Origin of the sequence: Buttiauxella gaviniae ATCC 51604, from assembly GCF_001654835.1 — a bacterium.
GTDB classification, from domain to species: Bacteria; Pseudomonadota; Gammaproteobacteria; order Enterobacterales; family Enterobacteriaceae; genus Buttiauxella; species Buttiauxella gaviniae.
Window position 1 is genome coordinate 1 of record NZ_LXEP01000020.1, and the last position, 17,700, is coordinate 17,700.

At 52.8% G+C, this 17,700-nt stretch carries 19 protein-coding genes; 11 read left to right on the plus strand and 8 right to left on the minus strand.

Annotated elements, in window-relative coordinates:
* From flhA to hypA, 6 genes are all read right to left on the minus strand, one after another.
* Nucleotides 1–2,072, minus strand: a 2,072-nt coding sequence (gene flhA, locus M977_RS10050; RefSeq protein ID WP_064514912.1) for a formate hydrogenlyase transcriptional activator FlhA, incomplete at its 3' end; no start/stop codon positions are given.
* 116 nt (nt 2,073–2,188) lie between these two features.
* Entirely contained in the window at nt 2,189–3,199 is a 1,011-nt protein-coding gene (gene hypE / locus M977_RS10055; protein WP_064514560.1) for a hydrogenase expression/formation protein HypE, read from the minus strand.
* Nucleotides 3,196–4,317: a hydrogenase formation protein HypD gene (hypD, locus tag M977_RS10060; RefSeq protein WP_064514562.1), complete on the minus strand. Its 1,122-nt coding sequence runs from the start codon at nt 4,315–4,317 to the stop codon at nt 3,196–3,198. Before hypD ends, hypE begins: the two co-directional genes overlap by 4 nt.
* On the minus strand, nt 4,317–4,577 hold the full coding sequence (locus tag M977_RS10065; protein WP_034460456.1) for a HypC/HybG/HupF family hydrogenase formation chaperone: 261 nt from the start codon (nt 4,575–4,577) through the stop codon (nt 4,317–4,319). The genes hypD and M977_RS10065 overlap by 1 nt, the downstream gene beginning before the upstream one ends.
* Complete coding sequence (hypB, locus tag M977_RS10070) at nt 4,568–5,431, minus strand: hydrogenase nickel incorporation protein HypB (RefSeq protein ID WP_064514564.1); 864 nt, start codon at nt 5,429–5,431, stop codon at nt 4,568–4,570. The genes M977_RS10065 and hypB overlap by 10 nt, the downstream gene beginning before the upstream one ends.
* Entirely contained in the window at nt 5,424–5,783 is a 360-nt protein-coding gene (gene hypA / locus M977_RS10075) for a hydrogenase maturation nickel metallochaperone HypA (RefSeq protein ID WP_034460458.1), read from the minus strand. The genes hypB and hypA overlap by 8 nt, the downstream gene beginning before the upstream one ends.
* A 414-nt stretch (nt 5,784–6,197) precedes the next feature.
* Here hypA and hycA point away from each other — a divergent pair, with 414 nt between their 5' ends.
* The 9 genes from hycA (at nt 6,198) to hycI (ending at nt 14,010) form a co-directional block, all read left to right on the plus strand.
* Complete coding sequence (gene hycA, locus M977_RS10080; protein WP_064514566.1) at nt 6,198–6,653, plus strand: formate hydrogenlyase regulator HycA; 456 nt, start codon at nt 6,198–6,200, stop codon at nt 6,651–6,653.
* A gap of 87 nt (nt 6,654–6,740) precedes the next feature.
* Nucleotides 6,741–7,346 (plus strand): 4Fe-4S dicluster domain-containing protein, encoded by a 606-nt coding sequence (locus M977_RS10085; RefSeq protein WP_064514567.1) that lies wholly within the window; start codon nt 6,741–6,743, stop codon nt 7,344–7,346.
* Complete coding sequence (gene hycC, locus M977_RS10090) at nt 7,343–9,151, plus strand: formate hydrogenlyase subunit 3 (protein ID WP_064514569.1); 1,809 nt, start codon at nt 7,343–7,345, stop codon at nt 9,149–9,151. Before M977_RS10085 ends, hycC begins: the two co-directional genes overlap by 4 nt.
* Nucleotides 9,152–9,161: 10 nt before the next feature.
* On the plus strand, nt 9,162–10,088 hold the full coding sequence (locus M977_RS10095; protein ID WP_064514571.1) for a respiratory chain complex I subunit 1 family protein: 927 nt from the start codon (nt 9,162–9,164) through the stop codon (nt 10,086–10,088).
* A 17-nt stretch (nt 10,089–10,105) separates the two neighbouring features.
* Nucleotides 10,106–11,815, plus strand: coding sequence for a hydrogenase large subunit (locus M977_RS10100; RefSeq protein WP_064514573.1), 1,710 nt, complete (start codon nt 10,106–10,108; stop codon nt 11,813–11,815).
* Nucleotides 11,816–11,827: 12 nt separating this feature from the next.
* Entirely contained in the window at nt 11,828–12,373 is a 546-nt protein-coding gene (locus M977_RS10105) for a formate hydrogenlyase complex iron-sulfur subunit (RefSeq protein WP_064514575.1), read from the plus strand.
* Complete coding sequence (locus M977_RS10110; RefSeq protein WP_064514577.1) at nt 12,370–13,134, plus strand: NADH-quinone oxidoreductase subunit B family protein; 765 nt, start codon at nt 12,370–12,372, stop codon at nt 13,132–13,134. The genes M977_RS10105 and M977_RS10110 overlap by 4 nt, the downstream gene beginning before the upstream one ends.
* Nucleotides 13,134–13,544: a formate hydrogenlyase maturation HycH family protein gene (locus M977_RS10115; protein WP_064514579.1), complete on the plus strand. Its 411-nt coding sequence runs from the start codon at nt 13,134–13,136 to the stop codon at nt 13,542–13,544. Before M977_RS10110 ends, M977_RS10115 begins: the two co-directional genes overlap by 1 nt.
* Nucleotides 13,537–14,010 (plus strand): hydrogenase maturation peptidase HycI, encoded by a 474-nt coding sequence (gene hycI, locus M977_RS10120; protein ID WP_064514580.1) that lies wholly within the window; start codon nt 13,537–13,539, stop codon nt 14,008–14,010. The genes M977_RS10115 and hycI overlap by 8 nt, the downstream gene beginning before the upstream one ends.
* A gap of 77 nt (nt 14,011–14,087) precedes the next feature.
* Here hycI and M977_RS10125 read toward each other — a convergent pair whose 3' ends face one another.
* Nucleotides 14,088–14,372, minus strand: coding sequence for a helix-turn-helix domain-containing protein (locus M977_RS10125; RefSeq protein ID WP_083962926.1), 285 nt, complete (start codon nt 14,370–14,372; stop codon nt 14,088–14,090).
* Nucleotides 14,369–14,683 (minus strand): type II toxin-antitoxin system RelE/ParE family toxin, encoded by a 315-nt coding sequence (locus M977_RS10130; protein WP_064514582.1) that lies wholly within the window; start codon nt 14,681–14,683, stop codon nt 14,369–14,371. Before M977_RS10130 ends, M977_RS10125 begins: the two co-directional genes overlap by 4 nt.
* 260 nt (nt 14,684–14,943) lie before the next feature.
* Here M977_RS10130 and hydN point away from each other — a divergent pair, with 260 nt between their 5' ends.
* Nucleotides 14,944–15,489 carry an electron transport protein HydN gene (gene hydN / locus M977_RS10135; RefSeq protein ID WP_064514584.1) on the plus strand — a complete coding sequence of 182 codons (546 nt, stop codon included), beginning with the start codon at nt 14,944–14,946 and terminating at the stop codon, nt 15,487–15,489.
* Between the two features lie 52 nt (nt 15,490–15,541).
* On the plus strand, nt 15,542–17,692 hold the full coding sequence (fdhF, locus tag M977_RS10140) for a formate dehydrogenase subunit alpha (protein ID WP_064514586.1): 2,151 nt from the start codon (nt 15,542–15,544) through the stop codon (nt 17,690–17,692).
* The last annotated feature ends 8 nt before the right edge of the window (nt 17,693–17,700 follow it).

The window sequence follows — 17,700 nt, forward strand, 5'->3', positions numbered from 1 at the left end:
TTATCAATCCCCAAACGTTTCATACGTGAAAGCAACGTCGTGCGTTTTAATCCCAATCGCTGTGCCGCACCACGTGCGCCGGCAACCACACCATTGGTTTCTTTCAGCACACGCAAAATTCTCTGCGCTTCATCTTCGCCTTCGCGGATTTCTTCGCTCGCGACAAGCTGCATCGGTTTTTCTTCCAGCTGCTGGTAGTCCATCTCAGGCAAGGAAAGATGCAACACATTGCCGCGAGTTAACAGAACCGCTCGTTCAATCACATTTTCCAGTTCACGCACATTACCTGGCCAATCCATACGGCTGAGTGCGCGCAAGGTTTCGGCTGGAATACTGTCAATATTACGGTTCATACGATGGGCGATTTTGAAGGTGAAAGATTTCACCAACAGCGGAATATCCTCCGGGCGCTCACGGAGCGGTGGCAACATAATCGGGAACACGTTCAGGCGATAATAGAGATCGCTTCGGAATTCACGCTCACTCACCATCTCTTTCAGATTGCGGTTGGTGGCGGCAATCAGGCGTACATCGACCTGCTGAACTTTGTTGCTGCCAAGGCGTTCAAATTCCTGCTCCTGTAGCACACGCAACAGCTTAGGCTGTAACTCCAGTGGCATATCGCCAACTTCATCAAGGAACAGCGAGCTTTTATCTGCCAGTTCAAACCGCCCGATACGTTGAGTATTTGCACCGGTAAATGCACCGCGCTCATGACCAAACAAGTCGCTTTCCAGCAACCCGGCAGGCATCGCCGCACAGTTAATTTTCACCATACGACGGCTGTTGCGTTCGCTCAGGTTGTGAATAGCGCGAGCAATCAGCTCTTTACCGGTACCCGTTTCGCCGAGGATCAGCACCGTACTGTCGCTTTTGGCTACCATCTCGACTTGTTTAAGCACATTCGACATCACGTCGCTGCGGCCAATAATCTCACCAAAATCACTGGCGACATTATTGATTTGCTCGGTGAGATAGAGGTTCTCGTCGACCAGGTTTTCTTTCAGGCGATTGATTTCCTGATACGCCAGCGCGTTATCTACTGCAATGGCAATACGTTCCGCAATCTGGCGCATAAGCTTGAGGTTTTGCGGAGTAAAGACGCCCGCTTCACATTGCGCCAGCTTCAACACACCCACAATGTTATTGCCAAAAGTGAGAGGCAGCAGACACAGCGTCTGAATTTGGTTACCCCACATTTCAAACAACATGCGCTCATATGGCGCGAGTTGGTCACCGTGATGCAGATTCAATAGCAGCATTTCACCGCTTTTGAATACCCGTTCAGAAAGTGTCCCCCCTAAAGCGACATCACTCTGATCGTGGATTGGCGACTGTTCTTTCACGAAATGGGTGGAATAGACGGTAAGGCGATCTTTGCGGTTTCCGCGTAGCACGATACTTATCGAGTCTATCGAGAAATAGTGGTGAATCTCGTTGGCGATCTCGCTTATAAGTTCATCAAGATCGAGCTTAGAAAGTACCGCGTTTGTCACTGCAACCAGGATACGGAAATCGTCACGTTCGCGGCACAGTTGTTGGTAACCTAGATTTGAGTCGATACGGTTTTGGATTTGTTCCGCAGCCAGGGCCACAACATGGGCCAGGGTATGCATGCGGTTGAGTTCTTTATCTGTCCAGGCAGTATCGTTGTCGCGAATAAACTCGCAGCCGCCAAAGATTTTCCCTTCTGCGGCAAGCGGCAACAGACAGTAACGACCAAAGGGCGCATACAGTTCAAGGTTCATCACCTGTGGCCAGGTGTCATTGAACTCTTCCTGAGTACAAATCAACGCTTCCGGGCGCGAAAGCACACGCCGCACCGGCCCATTAGCCAGCACCATTTCATCTTCGTAATGCAGTTCTTTGCCGTGTTTATCCATGCCATAGAAGGCCACGCGCTGATGTAGCGGATGATAAAGCAGAATATTCACTCTGTTCGCCAGCGCACCTTGTTTTGCCAATTGAGTCAGGCAATTGGCAAGTGCCGGGAGATCAGGTTGCTGCAACAGGGTACGCGTAATATCAAATAGGCCCTGCTGCCCGAGATCACTCATCGGTGTGTATGGCATTTTGCTCATCCAAAAAATAGACCCGGTGAGTTACCGGGTAGGGAATATATTTATCATATAAATGGCGCTAGACGCTTTAGTGTAGCCAGGACGGCACACAGCGCTCCTGGCTTAGGTCAACAAATGCGTGGCAGCGGCTCTGAATGCGGCAAATCTAATGTCCGTTTTACACCATATAGCCCGGCGACACGTACACCTTTACGTTCAACAACATCACCAATAATTGCCGCGTCCCTTCCTAAAGGGTGAGCACGCAGTGCTGTAAGTACCGCTTCAGCAGATTCACGCTCTACAGCGATAACCAATTTACCTTCATTGGCAAAATTAAGCGCATCGAGACCAAGCAATTCACAAACACCACGCACCGCCGGGTTCAATGGCAGCTGACTTTCCGCCACTTCCATTCCACAACCACACGACGCTGCAAACTCATGCAGTACAGCATTCACGCCGCCGCGCGTCGCGTCACGCAATGCTTTAACCCCGGGAATATTGAGCAGTGGCGCGATCAGAGGTGCCAGCACCGCACAGTCACTGATTAGCGCACCTTCCAGACCCAGCGATTCTCGCAGATTTAGGATAGTCGCTCCGTGGTCGCCCAGAGTTCCGCTGACAATCAGCACATCACTCACGCCGATCTGTTGCGTACCCCAGTTCAAACCTACGGGAATGGCGCCAATCCCAGCCGTATTGATAAACAGCTTATCTGCCGCTCCACGCTGCACGACTTTGGTATCACCGGTAACCACCACAATACCCGCCGCTTTTGCGGTAGCCGCCATACTGGTAACCACACGCTCCAGTGTTTCAAGCGGCAAGCCTTCTTCAAGGATAAACCCGCAGGATAACCAGCGTGGCGTTGCACCGCTGACAGCTACATCGTTCGCCGTACCGCAAATGGCTAACTTGCCTATATCGCCGCCGGGGAAAAACAGCGGGTCGATTACATAGCTGTCGGTTGAAAATGCCAGGCGATCGCCGCTTGCGGTGAGTTCAGCCAGCGGTAAACGCGCCTGATCCTCTTGCTCAGCAAGCCAGGGATTATCAAACGCCTGCATAAACAAGTCAGCTACCAATTTTTGCATTGCCTGGCCGCCGCTGCCGTGGGCCAATTCGATTGTTTTCATGCTTCACACTCCTGGCTGCGATATTGATACCAGGCAGCACATGCCCCTTCAGATGACACCATCAGTGCGCCAAAGGCATTTTGTGGATTACAGGTTTTGCCAAACATCGGGCATTGATGCGGTTTGCAGCGCCCGGTGAGCACATCGCCACAACGGGCGAGCGGGTCGTCGTAAACCTGCTGCGGTGCGGGTTTGAAATGATCTTCCGCATCGAACTGACGATATTCGTCAGTCAGTTGAACGCCAGAATCGCTAATAGTACCTAGCCCACGCCATTCAGCATCACCACGCACGGTAAAGACGTCTGCAATAGCTTCCTGCGCAAGGTTATTACCAGCATCCGGCACCACACGTTTGTATTGGTTCTCCACCTTGCTGTTTTGATGGATTTTTTGCTCAACCAGCATCACCACACCTTGCAGCAAATCCAGTGGTTCAAATCCAGCAACCACCAGCGGGCGCTGATGCTCGGTGGCAATAAAATCATAGGCTTCGGTGCCAATCACCATACTGACGTGGCCGGGAGCCAGGAAGGCATCAATGCCGTTATCCGGCTGCTCCAGCAAGCTACGCAGCGTTGGAATAAGCGTAATATGCTGGCAGAAAAAGTAAAAATTATTAATGCCCTGCGCTTTCGCTTGTTTGAGCGTAATCGCGGTGGTCGGCATCGTTGTTTCAAAACCGAGGCCGAAAAATACCACTTTGCGATCTGGGTCATGGCTCGCAATCGCCAGGGCGTCCATTGGCGAGTAAACCACGCGCACATCTGCGCCACGCGCTTTGGCCTGCATCAGCGAACCGTTTTTACCCGGCACACGCATCGCATCGCCAAAAGTGCAAAAAATCACTTCCGGATGGCTGGCGATTTCAATACACGCATCAATGCGCCCCATCGGTAGCACGCAAACCGGGCAACCCGGTCCGTGGATAAACTCAATGTTTTCGGGCAGCAACTGGTCGAGGCCAAACTTAAAGATAGCGTGAGTATGGCCGCCACAGACTTCCATAATGCGCAGAGGACGCTCGGCGGTGTAAGTCAGTTTTGGGGCGCGTTCACGCAGCACATCAATAAGCTGCATGACTTTTTCCGGCGCACGGTATTCGTCAACGAAGTGCATCATCCGCGTTCTTCCCCAAACAGCAGGCCGCCGACATCGGGTTCCACTTCGAACATGTTTTGCAGGGCATCTAAGGTGTCGCGAGCTTCGGCTTCATCAATAATCGCCATCGCAAAACCAACATGAACCAGCACCCACTGGCCGATTTGCGCATCGCCCACCAGCATCAGGTTTACATCGCGTTTGATACCACACACATCTACTTTGGCGCTGCCGTCTGGCAGTTTTTCAACAATCTGGCCCGGAATGCCTATACACATCGTTGCGTCTCCAGCCAATTAAGCCACTCATCCATGCCTTCGCCGCTGGTCGCAGAAACCAACAGGATTTCAATATTCGGATTCACCTGGCGGGCGTAGTCGAGGCACTTCTCAACATCGAACTGCAAATATGGCAGCAAGTCGATTTTGTTAAGCAGCATTAATGAAGAGGCGGCAAACATATGCGGATACTTAAGCGGTTTGTCTTCACCTTCGGTCACGGAAAGCACCGCCACTTTATGGCGTTCGCCAAGGTCAAAACTCGCCGGGCACACCAGGTTGCCGACGTTTTCGATAAACAGAATGCCGTTGCGCTCAAGCGGCAGTCGCTGCATGGCATCACGAATCATCTGCGCGTCGAGATGGCAGCCTTTACCGGTATTCACCTGAATGGCTGGCGTGCCGGTAGCACGAATACGCTCGGCATCGTTCACCGTTTGCTGATCGCCTTCAATAACGGCGCAAGGCACATTGCCGTGCAGGCGCTTCAGGCTTTCGGTCAGCAATGTGGTTTTGCCGGAACCCGGGCTTGAAACCAGGTTCAGGACCAGCTGTTGCTGTTTCGCAAACTGTTCACGGTTATACATTGCGAGCTGGTTATTTTTATCCAGCACGTTAAGTTCGATTTCCAACATACGTCGCTGAGTCATACCCGGCGCGTGGGTGCCTGCGGCACCGTGGCCATAATGCAGGTCGCCTTGTTCATCGGCGGTGGGGGCAAATTTCACCCCTGTAATTTGCATTGTTGCGCGCGCAGCTGGCGCGAAAGGTGCGCTACGGAATCCTGAGTGCGGGTTGCGCTCGTCGCCTTCTATATACAAGTTGCCTTCAGCGCAACCACAAGTACTACACATGATTCGTCTCCTCCACTTCCAGACGCTTGATCTGCACGCCATCGTCTGCCACTACGCGTAAATTGCTGCCTTCGCACAACGGGCAGCGCCGTACCAGCTGGGTTAACAAGGTGATGTGTTGCTGGCAGTCGTAGCACCAGCACTCCGCTTCTTGTTGGTGAATATGAAGCTGGCAGCCTTCGGCTAATGTGTCGCGGCACACTAATTCGAAACAGAACTCCAGTGCGCTTTGCTCAACGCATGAGAAAGCGCCTACTTCAAGCCAAACACCAGTAACGCGGGTGGCGCCGTGTTGGCGGGCTTGAGCTTCGATGAGTTCCAGTGCGCGTTGGCAGAGGGTGATTTCGTGCATATTGCCTCCGGGGATGTCTGCTGGAGGTAATGCAAGGATGATGCCAGGAATTTGGGGGCGATGCCCATACGAGATATATAGGGTATGGAGGTTTTCCGTTCACCCGGACGTTCTTCGATCCCGCATGGATTTGTGAACGGTGAACATATCAAGGGGGCTGGCGTGAGCCACCTGGCACGTTCACCGTTCGCAGATATATGTAGGATCGGAGAACTGTCGGGTGAACGGAAAATCACCATTCCAAGCATAAGTATAAACAATGGCGACATTCCCCCGTCAAACATGACGAAATGACATGTCATTCCTGTGGCTATTTGTATCTTATTAATACAAAAATCAATAATTTCAACAAAATACAATATTGGCACGAAACGTGCTCTGTAGACGCAACAGCAAAAACAGAGTGATTTAATAATGAACATTTGGGAACTGAGCGAAAAAGCCGAATACATTGCCGACAAGCACCAGCGCTTGCTCGCGCAATGGCAACATTACTGCAATAGCTTGATTCAGGGCATCACCCTTTCTAAAGCAAAACTGCATCACGCCGTAGGGTGCAATCCTGATGATTCCCTGCGCTTCTTCTTATTTGACCATTTCGTCATTCACGTGCGCCTGGCCGAAGGCTTCAACAGCCATACCATCGAGTACTACGTTGAGAAGCGTAATGGCGAAGATAGAGTATTGATTGCCAAAGCAATCCTTGATGACGAAGGCCGCATCGATAACAGCATCAGCAACCGTAACCGTGAAAGTGTTCTCGAGCATTACCTCGAAAAAATTCACCCGGTGTACGAAAGCTTGTACAGCGCCGTTCACACCGATACTCCGGTATCGATGGGGCAGCTACAACAAAGCGCTCAGGCCTGATAGCCATGTTGGGTGTCGAAAACTGTCGAAACGACAGCCGTCGGCACAGTTTCGTCAAAATTGATGACGTGTTCTAAGGAAGACCTGGTGAATCGCTTTATTATCGCCGACTCCAAACTTTGCATGGGTTGCCACACCTGTGAGGCGGCTTGCTCTGAAACGCACCGTCTGCATGGCCTGCAATCTATGCCGCGCCTGAAAGTCATGCGTGATGCTAATGATTCCGCACCGCAAATGTGCCACCACTGCGAAGATGCGCCTTGCGCGGGCGTTTGCCCGGCTAATGCCATCACCCGCATCGATGGGGCCGTACAGCTTAATGAAAGCCTGTGCGTAAGTTGCAAACTGTGCGCTATCGCCTGCCCATTCGGCTCTATCGAATTCTCCGGCAGCCGTCCTATTCATATCCCGGCAAACGCTAACAGCCCGAAAGCGCCACCTGCGCCACCGGCCCCTGCGCGTGTCAGTACGCTTATTGACTGGGTGCCTGGCATTCGCGCAATCGCGGTGAAATGCGACATGTGCAGTTTCGATGAAGATGGTCCGGCGTGCGTACGCACCTGCCCAACCAAAGCGCTGCGCGTGGTTGATAACAATGACATTGCCAAATCAAGCAAACTTAAACGTGAACTGACTCTGGGCACGACGCTTGGCGATCTCACTCTGTTTACCCAACCAGAGGTGAAAAAATGAGTGCTTTTATCCTGATTCATTGGGCGCTGATGGGCTTTCTGCTAAGTGCAATTCTGGCAGGTATCACGGCATTTAATAAACCGCTGAGCGGCGTTATTGCTGGGCTTGGTGGCGCAATTAGCTCTGTACTGGTACTGATTGCCGGTTTCGATGCGTTAACCGGGTTTAGCGGTATGGCGCAAGTTTGGCAGTTGCATCTACAGCTCAACGCCTTTAACGGCATCTGGCTGGTAACGCTGGGTCTGCCGGGTCTGTTTATCTCTCTGTTTAATATCGACTGGCATCGTCATCACGCCGTTAAAGCTAATGGCTTGTTGGTAAACCTGGTGATGGCCGCAGCGGTGGCAGCACTGGTGGCCGATAATATCGGCATGTTAGTTGTGCTGGCAGAAATTGTCGCACTGAGCGGCTACTTCCTGACTGGCTGCCAGAAGTCCGGGCAGTTGTGGTTTGCGCTGGGCCGTCTCGGCACCGTGCTGCTGGCGGTTGCGTGCTGGTTGCTGTGGAACCAGTACGGCACGTTGAGTTACGCCGAATTGCACCTGATGACCAACGGCGCGCCGATTAGCTCTGTTGTCTGGCTGCTGGGCCTGGTTGGTTTTGGTTTGATGGCAGGCATTATCCCACTTCATGGTTGGGTACCTCAGGCACACGCCAATGCATCTGCTCCGGCTGCTGCATTATTCTCTGCCGTTGTGCTGAAAATTGGCCTGTACGGCATCATGAGTTTCTCGCTCATCAGCAACACTATGCCGCTGTGGTGGGGTGTTCTGGTCGTCATTCTGGGGATGATTACTGCGTTTATTGGCGGCCTGTATGCGCTGATGGAACACAATATCAACCGTCTGCTGGCTTACCACTCCCTTGAGAATATCGGCATTATTCTACTCGGCCTGGGCTGCGGCATGATGGGTCTTGCGCTGAATGAATCCACGCTGGTTGCGCTCGGCATGATTGGTGGCCTGTATCACCTGTTCAACCATAGCGTATTCAAAACCACGTTGTTCCTTGGCGCAGGCGCGGTGTGGTTCCGTACTGGTCATCGCGACATCGAAAAACTCGGTGGTATCGGCAAGCGTATGCCGCTGATTTCCATCGCAATGCTTGTTGGCTTAATGGCGATGGCCGCACTGCCTCCGCTTAATGGCTTTGCTGGCGAGTGGGTTATTTACCAGTCGTTCTTCCACCTTGGCACCTTGCCGCTGTTTATCGCACGTTTCTTAGGCCCAATGCTGGCTGTAGGCCTGGCGATTACTGGCGCACTGGCAGTGATGTGTATGGCGAAAGTCTATGGCGTCACCTTCCTTGGCGCACCACGCACACCAGAAGCTGAAAACGCGACGTCTGCACCGTTCCTGATGAACCTGAGTGTGGCGGCCCTTGCAGCATGTTGTGTGATTGCCGGTGTTGCCGCTCCTTGGCTGATTCCACTGCTGCAAAACGCGATTCCACTGCCGCTGGAAACCGCAAACACCACCGTTTCACAACCGATGATCACCCTGCTGCTGATTGCCAGCCCACTGCTGCCATTCATTCTGATGGTGATTTTCCGTGGCGATCGCCTGCCAAACCGTTCGCGCGGCACGGCCTGGGTTTGTGGCTACGACCACGAACAAGCGATGGTGATTACTGCGGGTGGTTTTGCTCAACCAGTCAAAGCGGCGTTCGCGCCACTGCTGAAACTGCGCAAAACCCTGAACCCGGTGAAATGGGTACCTGGCTGGCAGTGTGATTGCCTTGCCGGTACGTTCCGTCGCCTGGCGATGATCGAACTGGCCGTGTTGCTGGTTGCGGTTTGCGCTTAAGGAGCCTGAGATGAATACCATTTTCTTTTCGTTGATTCAGGCGCTGGTTCTGTTTGCCGTCGCGCCACTGCTGTCCGGTATTACCCGCGTCACTCGCGCCCGCATGCACAACCGCCGTGGGCCGGGCGTGATGCAGGAATACCGTGACCTGTTCAAATTGTTCAGCCGCCAAAGCGTGGCCCCGGCCGCGTCCGGTTGGGTGTTCCGTCTGATGCCGTTTGTGATGGTTGGCGTGATGCTGACCATTGCTACCGCACTGCCGGTCGTCACGCTCTATTCACCACTGCCTTCACTGGGTGATTTGATAACGCTTATCTACCTATTCGCCATCGCGCGTTTCTTCTTTGCAATTGCAGGCCTGGATACCGGTAGCCCGTTTACCGGCATTGGTGCCAGCCGTGAAGCGATGCTTGGTGTGCTGGTTGAGCCTATCCTGATTCTGGGGTTGTGGGTTGCGGCACAAGTTGCTGGCAGCACACATATCAGCAATATCGCCTCCACCATCTACCACTGGCCTGCCGCGCAGAGTTTGACGCTGATTCTGGCACTCGCTGCTTGTGCCTTCGCCACGTTTATCGAAATGGGCAAGCTGCCGTTCGACCTCGCAGAAGCTGAGCAAGAGTTGCAGGAAGGCCCGCTGACCGAGTACAGCGGCGCAGGTTTTGCGGTGCTGAAATGGGGGATTTCCCTCAAGCAATTGGTCGTGCTGCAGATGTTTGTTGGCGTGTTTTTGCCATGGGGCCAGATGAGCGAATTTAGCTGGGGCGGCCTCGTGATTGCGCTGGTTCTGGCGGCAGTAAAACTGGTTGCTGGCGTGCTGATTATCGCGCTGTTTGAAAACAGCATGGCGCGCTTGCGCATGCTGGAAGCCTCAACAGTTACCTGGGCCGGTTTTGGCTTTGCCTTTTTAGCCTTCGTCTCCTTGCTGGCGGCGTGATTTAAGAGAATTTATCTATGTCTGAAGAAAAGATTGGTCAACATTATCTCGCCGCACTGCATAAGCAATTTCCTCATGCGGTGATCGACGAAGCGTGGCAAACCAAAGACCAAATCACCGTCACCGTGAAGCTCAACATGCTGCCAGAAGTGGTGGAGTGGCTTTACTACCAGCAAGGCGGTTGGTTATCCGTATTGTTCGGTAACGACGAACGCCAGTTGTGCGGCAATTATGCGGTGTATTACGTGCTTTCGATGGAAACCGGCGTGAAATGCTGGATCACCGTGCGCGTAGAAGTCGACGCTGACAAACCAGAGTTCCCATCCGTTACACCACGCGTTCCTGCTGCGGTTTGGGGTGAGCGTGAAGTGCGTGATATGTACGGCCTGCAACCTGTTGGCCTGCCGGATGAGCGCCGTTTAGTGCTGCCAGATGATTGGCCAGATGACCTGTATCCACTGCGTAAAGACAGCATGGATTACCGTCAGCGCCCGGCACCAACCAGCGATCAGGAAACTTACCAGTTCATCAATGAGTTGGGCAGCAAGAAGAACAACGTGGTGCCGATTGGCCCACTGCACGTAACCAGCGATGAACCAGGTCACTTCCGTCTGTTCGTTGATGGCGAAAACATTATCGACGCCGATTACCGCCTGTTCTACGTCCACCGTGGCATGGAAAAACTGGCTGAAACCCGCATGGGTTACAACGAAGTCACCTTCTTGTCTGACCGCGTATGTGGCATCTGCGGCTTCGCCCACAGCACCGCGTACACCACCTCAGTTGAGAACGCGATGGGTATCGTGGTGCCAGAACGCGCCCAGATGATCCGCGCCATCTTGCTGGAAGTTGAACGCCTGCACAGCCACCTGCTGAACCTCGGCCTGGCTTGTCACTTTGTTGGCTTCGACTCAGGCTTTATGCAGTTCTTCCGCGTGCGTGAGATGTCCATGAAAATGGCGGAAATCCTCACCGGCGCACGTAAGACTTATGGCCTGAACCTGATCGGCGGGATTCGTCGCGATCTGTTGAAAGATGACATGATCCAGACGCGCCAGCTTGCCCAACAGATGCGTCGCGAAGTGAAAGATCTGGTCGATATTCTGATGACCACGCCAAACATCGAACAGCGCACCGTCGGCATTGGCCGCCTTGACCCGCAAATCGCCCGCGATTTCAGTAACGTCGGCCCAATGGTTCGCGCCAGCGGTCACGCTCGTGATACCCGCGCTGATCACCCGTTCGTTGGTTACGGTTTGCTGCCAATGGAAGTTCACAGCGAAACAGGCTGCGACGTGCTTTCACGCCTGAAAGTGCGTATCAACGAAGTCTATACCGCGTTGAACATGATTGATTTCGGTCTCGATAACCTGCCTGGCGGCCCACTGGCTGTAGATGGTTTCACCTACATTCCAAACCGCTTCGCCCTTGGCTTCTCCGAAGCACCACGCGGTGACGATATTCACTGGTCAATGACTGGCGATAACCAGAAGTTGTATCGCTGGCGCTGCCGTGCGGCAACGTATGCCAACTGGCCAACTCTGCGTTACATGCTGCGCGGTAACACCGTTTCTGATGCGCCATTGATCATCGGCAGCCTGGATCCTTGCTACTCATGTACCGACCGCATGACGATTGTCGATGTGCGTAAGCGCAAGACCAAAGTGGTGCCGTACAAAGAGCTTGAGCGCTACAGCATTGAGCGCACCAATTCGCCGCTGAAATAAGCTGGAGTCACCATGTTTAACTTCATCAAAAAAGCCATTAAAGGCGGCGTGGCCACTGAGTCGTACCCGCTACAACCGATAGCCGTGGATCCGAACTTCCGTGGTAAACCGGAACATAATCCACAGCAATGTATCGGCTGTGCGGCGTGTGTTAACGCCTGCCCATCGAACGCATTAACGGTGGAAACCGACCTCATGGCGGGGCAACTGGCGTGGACCTTCAACCTTGGGCGCTGCATTTTCTGCGCGCGCTGTGAAGAAGTTTGCCCAACGGCTGCCATCAAGCTTTCTCAGGAATACGAACTGGCCGTCTGGAACAAAGCCGACTTCCTGCAACAGGCGCGTTTTGACCTGTGCAACTGCCGCCAGTGCAGCAAGCCTTTCGCGGTACAAAAAGAGATTGATTACGCGATTGCCTTGCTTGAGCACAATGGCGACAAGCTTGCCGAAGCGCATCGCACCTCGTTTGAAACTTGCCCGGAATGCAAACGCCAGCAAAGCCTGGTCTCTTCCGACCAAATCGATCTTAGCCGCCAGATAAGAGAGGTGCGCTCATGAGTATGTTACTCGGTCCACGTGACGATAAAGGCATGCCAGTACCAATGACGGTGGATGAATCCATCGCCAGCATGAAAGCCTCACTGCTCAAAAAAATTAAGCGTTCCGCGTATGTTTATCGCGTTGACTGTGGCGGTTGCAACGGCTGCGAAATTGAAATTTTTGCTACCCTTTCGCCACTTTTCGATGCAGAACGCTTCGGGATTAAAGTTGTTCCATCTCCTCGTCACGCGGATATTTTACTGTTTACCGGCGCTGTGACTCGCGCCATGCGTTCCCCCGCGCTACGTGCCTGGGAATCAGCGCCGGACCCTAAAATTTGCATCTCCTACGGCGCGTGCGGTAACAGCGGCGGTATCTTCCACGACCTGTATTGCGTCTGGGGCGGCACCGACAAAATCGTTCCGGTGGATGTCTATATTCCGGGTTGCCCTCCAACGCCTGCGGCAACGCTGTATGGTTTTGCGATGGCGCTTGGTCTGCTGGAGCAAAAAATCCACGCGCGTGAAGCCAGTGAAATGGATGCACAACCGGCGCAAATTCTGCACCCGGATATGGTTCAGCCATTGCGTGTTCGTATCGACCGTGCCGCACGCAGCCTTGCGGGTTATCGCTATGGCCGCCAGATTGCTGACAGCTATATGGAAAACCTCACCGCCGGTGGCGGTAGTGTTCAGCAATGGCTGGCACACGAGAACGATCCGCGTTTGACTGAAATCGTCACGCATCTGGAAGCACTGGTTAAGCAGGAGCGCGTGTAATGAGCGAGTCGGTGGTGTTTTGCCAGCTTAGCCGTAAGTTTGTCGATGAAAACGACAACACACCGAGTGATGCGCAACAGGTGGTTTATTACAGCCTGGCAATCGGCCACCATCTCGGCGTTATCGACTGCCTGAAAGAGAATCTGGTTTGCTCGTATGAGCCTTACAAAGCGTGGATTTCCACGCTTGAAGAAGGCAGCGAAGCGCGGCGCAAAATGGAAGGTGTGCCGCGTTACGGTGAAATCGTTATCGACCAAAGCCACGTGGTTTTACTGGCGAAAGCGTTTGATGCCGCCAAACCCACGCAAACTGAGCAGCAGCAAGAGTGGAGCCAGGAATTGCTCGATATGCTGCAAGCTATTCAACAAGAACCCGCCATTTATTTGATGGTACGGAGACGCTATGACTAACGTTTTACTGTGTGTCGGCAACAGCATGATGGGTGACGATGGCGCAGGCCCGCTACTTGCCGAGAAATGCCAGGCCGCCCCACAAGGCGACTGGATTGTTATTGACGGCGGCACCGCTCCTGAAAATGATGTGGTGGCAATTCGCGAATTGCGCCCGGAAAGATTGCTGCTGGTTGATGCCACAGATATGGGACTGAACCCAGGCGAAATCCGTGTCATCGACCCGGACGATATCGCTGAAATGTTTATGATGACCACCCACAACATGCCGCTTAACTATTTAATCGATCAGATTAAAGAAGATGTTGGCGAGGTGATTTTCCTCGGCATTCAGCCTGATATTGTCGGCTTTTACTACCCGATGACCGACGCGATAAAAGCGGCGGTGGAAACGGTGTATCAACGTCTGGCGGGCTGGGAAGCTAAAGGCGGTTTTGCGGATTTAGAAGCGCCGGAGTTCGAGTAATAGTTGCCGGGTGACGCTGCGCTTATCTGACTTGCAGGTTTTGTAGGTTTAGCGCAGCAGCATCCGACCATTTGATCTCACATGTACTGAATATTGAGTGAGATCTTTGCGCCACAGGCTGCAGCATAGCGTTCAAGCGTCTTCACGCTAGCGCTAAGTGGGTTCTTCTCAAGACGGCTAATACCTGATGAATTTGTCCCGAGTTTGTTAGCCAACTCTGTTTTCGAAAGCCCTGCTCTTTCACGCATTTCATAAAGTGCCTGAATCAGCATCAGCTCCTGATCGGCTTCGTTATATGCCTGAACGGACTCCGCATCAGAAAGCATTTTTGTTTTCAATTCATCAAGAGAGAGTGGTTTCACTTCATAAACTCCTTCAGCCTTAACCGGGCAATGTCGATTGCGTTAGCCGGCGTCTTAGCTGTCTTTTTCGTAAAGGCATGCAAAATATAAATGGTTTGCCCATAACTAAAAGCATAGACCGCTCGAGCAATATCTTTGTCACCAACTCGTAGTTCGAAAAGCCCATTTCCCAGGACTCGGCTATGAGGCATTTTTAGCTGATTACCTTCAGATGCCAGACGTTCAATTAAGCGAAACATGCGGCCTCGCAATTGTGAAGGCAAAGCAACAAGTTCTTCAGCAGCAGCTCCATGCGTCAATATTGTATACATTCTAACCCCTCCGTTCCCTGAAACATATCAAGAGGGGAAGCTTTCCCTAATCAATTTCTCTACTTATTGGCACGAACTGCGAGCAGCTTTCCAGAACTCTCTGTCATCTGCCCAAATGACATCGTCAAATGTGTCGAAGTCACTGTCACCCCTCCCCCGATCAATACGCAAAGCCTTGAATCACGCTAGTTTCAAAGTTGGCACACTTTATGTATGCCTAGAGCAGTCTTATAAAAAAACACTCTATCCAGGAGTCTATGATGAACCGTTTCATCATTGCTGATTCGAGCAAATGTATTGGCTGTCGCACTTGCGAAGTGGCCTGTGTCGTAGCACATCAGGAAGCACAAGATTGCGCGGTATTAACACCGCAAACCTTCCTTCCACGTATTCATGTGATTAAAGGCGTGAATGTTTCCACCGCGACAATGTGCCGCCAGTGCGAAGACGCACCATGCGCCAACGTTTGTCCTAATGGCGCAATCAGCCGCGAGCATGGGTTTGTGAATGTGATGCAAGAACGTTGCATCGGCTGCAAAACCTGTGTGGTTGCCTGCCCGTATGGCGCAATGGAAGTGGTTGTTCGCCCTGTTGTACGTAACAGCGGTGCAGGTCTTAACGTGATGGCAGAAAAAGCCGAAGCGAATAAATGCGACCTTTGCCACACCCGTTCAGAAGGCCCGGCATGTATGGAAGCCTGCCCAACCAACGCAATTATCTGTGTTGATCGCAATAAACTTGAACAAATGAGTGCCGAAAAACGCCGCCGTGCTGCGTTCGATGCAACTTCATCCCTGATTTTCTAATTTCATCCCCTGACGGGAACGAAATTTTCAACTTTTAACAGGTCTGTTACTGATGAAAAAAATTACCAGCGTCTGCCCTTACTGTGGTGCAGGCTGCAAACTGAAACTGGTTGTTGAGAAGAACAAAATTATCCGTGCCGAAGCGGCTGATGGCGTGACTAACCAAAATGAACTCTGCCTGAAAGGCTATTACGGCTGGGATTTTCTCAACGATACCAAGCTGCTAACACCGCGTCTGACGCAGCCAATGATCCGCTATGAAAAAGGCGGCAAGCTTCAGCCGGTGAGCTGGGAAGAGGCGATTAGCTACACGGCTAAACGCCTGAAAGCTATCAAAGAGCAGCATGGCCCACGCTCAATTATGACGACAGGCTCGTCACGTGGGACAGGTAACGAAACCAACTATGTGATGCAGAAGTTTGCACGCGGTGTGCTGCATACCAACAACGTTGACTGCTGTGCGCGTGTTTGCCACGGGCCGTCGGTCGCAGGTTTGCAGGTGACGCTGGGTAATGGCGCGATGAGTAACTCCATCGGCGATATCGAAAACTCAAAATGCCTGTTGGTGTTCGGCTATAACTGCGCCGATTCGCACCCGATCGTGGCGCGTCGTGTGATTAAAGCCAAAGAACATGGCGCGAAAATCATTGTTTGCGATCCGCGCCGGATCGAAACCGCGCGTATTGCCGATCAGCATCTGCAACTGAAAAACGGCTGCAATATGGCGCTGGTGAATGCCTTTGGTTACGTGCTGCTCGAAGAGAATCTCTACGACACCGAGTACGTTGCGAAATTTGCCGAAGGTCTGGACGCTTACCGTGAAGTGGTTAAAGGCTACGCGCCAGAAGACGTTGAGCACCTGACCGGTGTTCCGGCGCACCAGGTGCGTCAGGCAATGCGTACTTTTGCCGCCGCACCTTCAGCCACCATTATGTGGGGTATGGGCGTGACACAGTTCGGCCAGGCGGTTGACGTAGTGAAAGGGCTTTCAAGCCTTGCGCTGCTGACTGGAAACCTCGGGCGTGAAAACGTCGGCGTTGGCCCGGTTCGTGGCCAGAACAACGTGCAGGGCGCGTGTGACATGGGCGTGCTACCAAACCAGTTCCCGGGTTACCAGGATGTGGTTGACCCAGAAGTACGTGCGAAATTCGCCAAAGCCTGGGGCATCAACGTTGAAGATATGGACGACCAGGTTGGCGTGCGTATCACCGAAGTACCGCATATGGCTATCCATGGCGAGATGAAAGCCTACTACATCATGGGCGAAGACCCGTTGCAGACCGAAGCCGATCTTGGCCTGGTACGCAAAGGTTTTGAAGCGCTCGATTTTGTCGTCGTGCAGGACATCTTTATGACCAAAACCGCTGAAGTGGCCGACGTTATTTTGCCAGCCACTTCCTGGGGCGAACACGGCGGCGTGTTTACTTGTGCTGACCGCGGTTTCCAGCGTTTTGAAAAAGCCATTGATGCGAAGTACAACGTCAAACGTGACTGGGAAATTATCAGCCTGCTCGCCACCGAGATGGGCTACCCAATGCACTACGACAACAACCAGCAAATCTGGGACGAACTGCGTGAACTCTGCCCGCTTTTCTATGGCGTAACCTACGAGAAAATGGGCGATATGGGCCATGTACAGTGGCCGTGTCCGACACTTGATCACCCGGGTACGCCGTATCTCTACAAAGACAGCAAGTTCGACACCCCAACCGGCAAAGGCCAGCTGTTTGCTGCGCAGTGGCGTGCGCCAGCCGAAGTACCGGATGCCGAATATCCACTGGTGCTGTGCACCGTGCGTGAAGTCGGCCACTACTCCTGCCGTTCAATGACCGGGAACTGTGCTGCATTGCAGACTCTGGCCGATGAACCTGGTTTTGTGCAGATGAACCCGACAGATGCCAACCTGCTTGGGATTAAAGACAAGCAACTGGTGTGGGTCAGTTCGCGTCGCGGCAAAGTTATCAGCCGTGCCGAAGTGAACGAGCGCATTAACGTGGGCTCGGTGTACATGACTTACCAGTGGTGGATTGGGGCTTGTAATGAGCTGACTCAGGACAACCTTGACCCGATATCCAAAACACCGGAAACCAAGTATTGCGCGGTCAACGTCAGCCAAATTGCCGACCAGCAGTGGGCAGAAAACTACGCTCAGACGACGTATAGCGATATGAAAGCGCGTTTGCGCCAGGCAGTAGAAGCTTAAAACGGTGG

What these genes read in the sequence shown, in the direction of transcription:
- hypE (WP_064514560.1), bottom strand. Translation starts at nt 3,199, where the DNA reads ATGAAAACAATCGAATTGGCCCACGGCAGCGGCGGCCAGGCAATGCAA.
- hypD (WP_064514562.1), bottom strand. Translation starts at nt 4,317, where the DNA reads ATGCACTTCGTTGACGAATACCGTGCGCCGGAAAAAGTCATGCAGCTT.
- M977_RS10065 (WP_034460456.1), bottom strand. Translation starts at nt 4,577, where the DNA reads ATGTGTATAGGCATTCCGGGCCAGATTGTTGAAAAACTGCCAGACGGC.
- hypB (WP_064514564.1), bottom strand. Translation starts at nt 5,431, where the DNA reads ATGTGTAGTACTTGTGGTTGCGCTGAAGGCAACTTGTATATAGAAGGC.
- hypA (WP_034460458.1), bottom strand. Translation starts at nt 5,783, where the DNA reads ATGCACGAAATCACCCTCTGCCAACGCGCACTGGAACTCATCGAAGCT.
- hycA (WP_064514566.1), top strand. Translation starts at nt 6,198, where the DNA reads ATGAACATTTGGGAACTGAGCGAAAAAGCCGAATACATTGCCGACAAG.
- hycC (WP_064514569.1), top strand. Translation starts at nt 7,343, where the DNA reads ATGAGTGCTTTTATCCTGATTCATTGGGCGCTGATGGGCTTTCTGCTA.
- M977_RS10095 (WP_064514571.1), top strand. Translation starts at nt 9,162, where the DNA reads ATGAATACCATTTTCTTTTCGTTGATTCAGGCGCTGGTTCTGTTTGCC.
- M977_RS10100 (WP_064514573.1), top strand. Translation starts at nt 10,106, where the DNA reads ATGTCTGAAGAAAAGATTGGTCAACATTATCTCGCCGCACTGCATAAG.
- M977_RS10105 (WP_064514575.1), top strand. Translation starts at nt 11,828, where the DNA reads ATGTTTAACTTCATCAAAAAAGCCATTAAAGGCGGCGTGGCCACTGAG.
- M977_RS10110 (WP_064514577.1), top strand. Translation starts at nt 12,370, where the DNA reads ATGAGTATGTTACTCGGTCCACGTGACGATAAAGGCATGCCAGTACCA.
- M977_RS10115 (WP_064514579.1), top strand. Translation starts at nt 13,134, where the DNA reads ATGAGCGAGTCGGTGGTGTTTTGCCAGCTTAGCCGTAAGTTTGTCGAT.
- hycI (WP_064514580.1), top strand. Translation starts at nt 13,537, where the DNA reads ATGACTAACGTTTTACTGTGTGTCGGCAACAGCATGATGGGTGACGAT.
- M977_RS10130 (WP_064514582.1), bottom strand. Translation starts at nt 14,683, where the DNA reads ATGTATACAATATTGACGCATGGAGCTGCTGCTGAAGAACTTGTTGCT.
- hydN (WP_064514584.1), top strand. Translation starts at nt 14,944, where the DNA reads ATGAACCGTTTCATCATTGCTGATTCGAGCAAATGTATTGGCTGTCGC.
- fdhF (WP_064514586.1), top strand. Translation starts at nt 15,542, where the DNA reads ATGAAAAAAATTACCAGCGTCTGCCCTTACTGTGGTGCAGGCTGCAAA.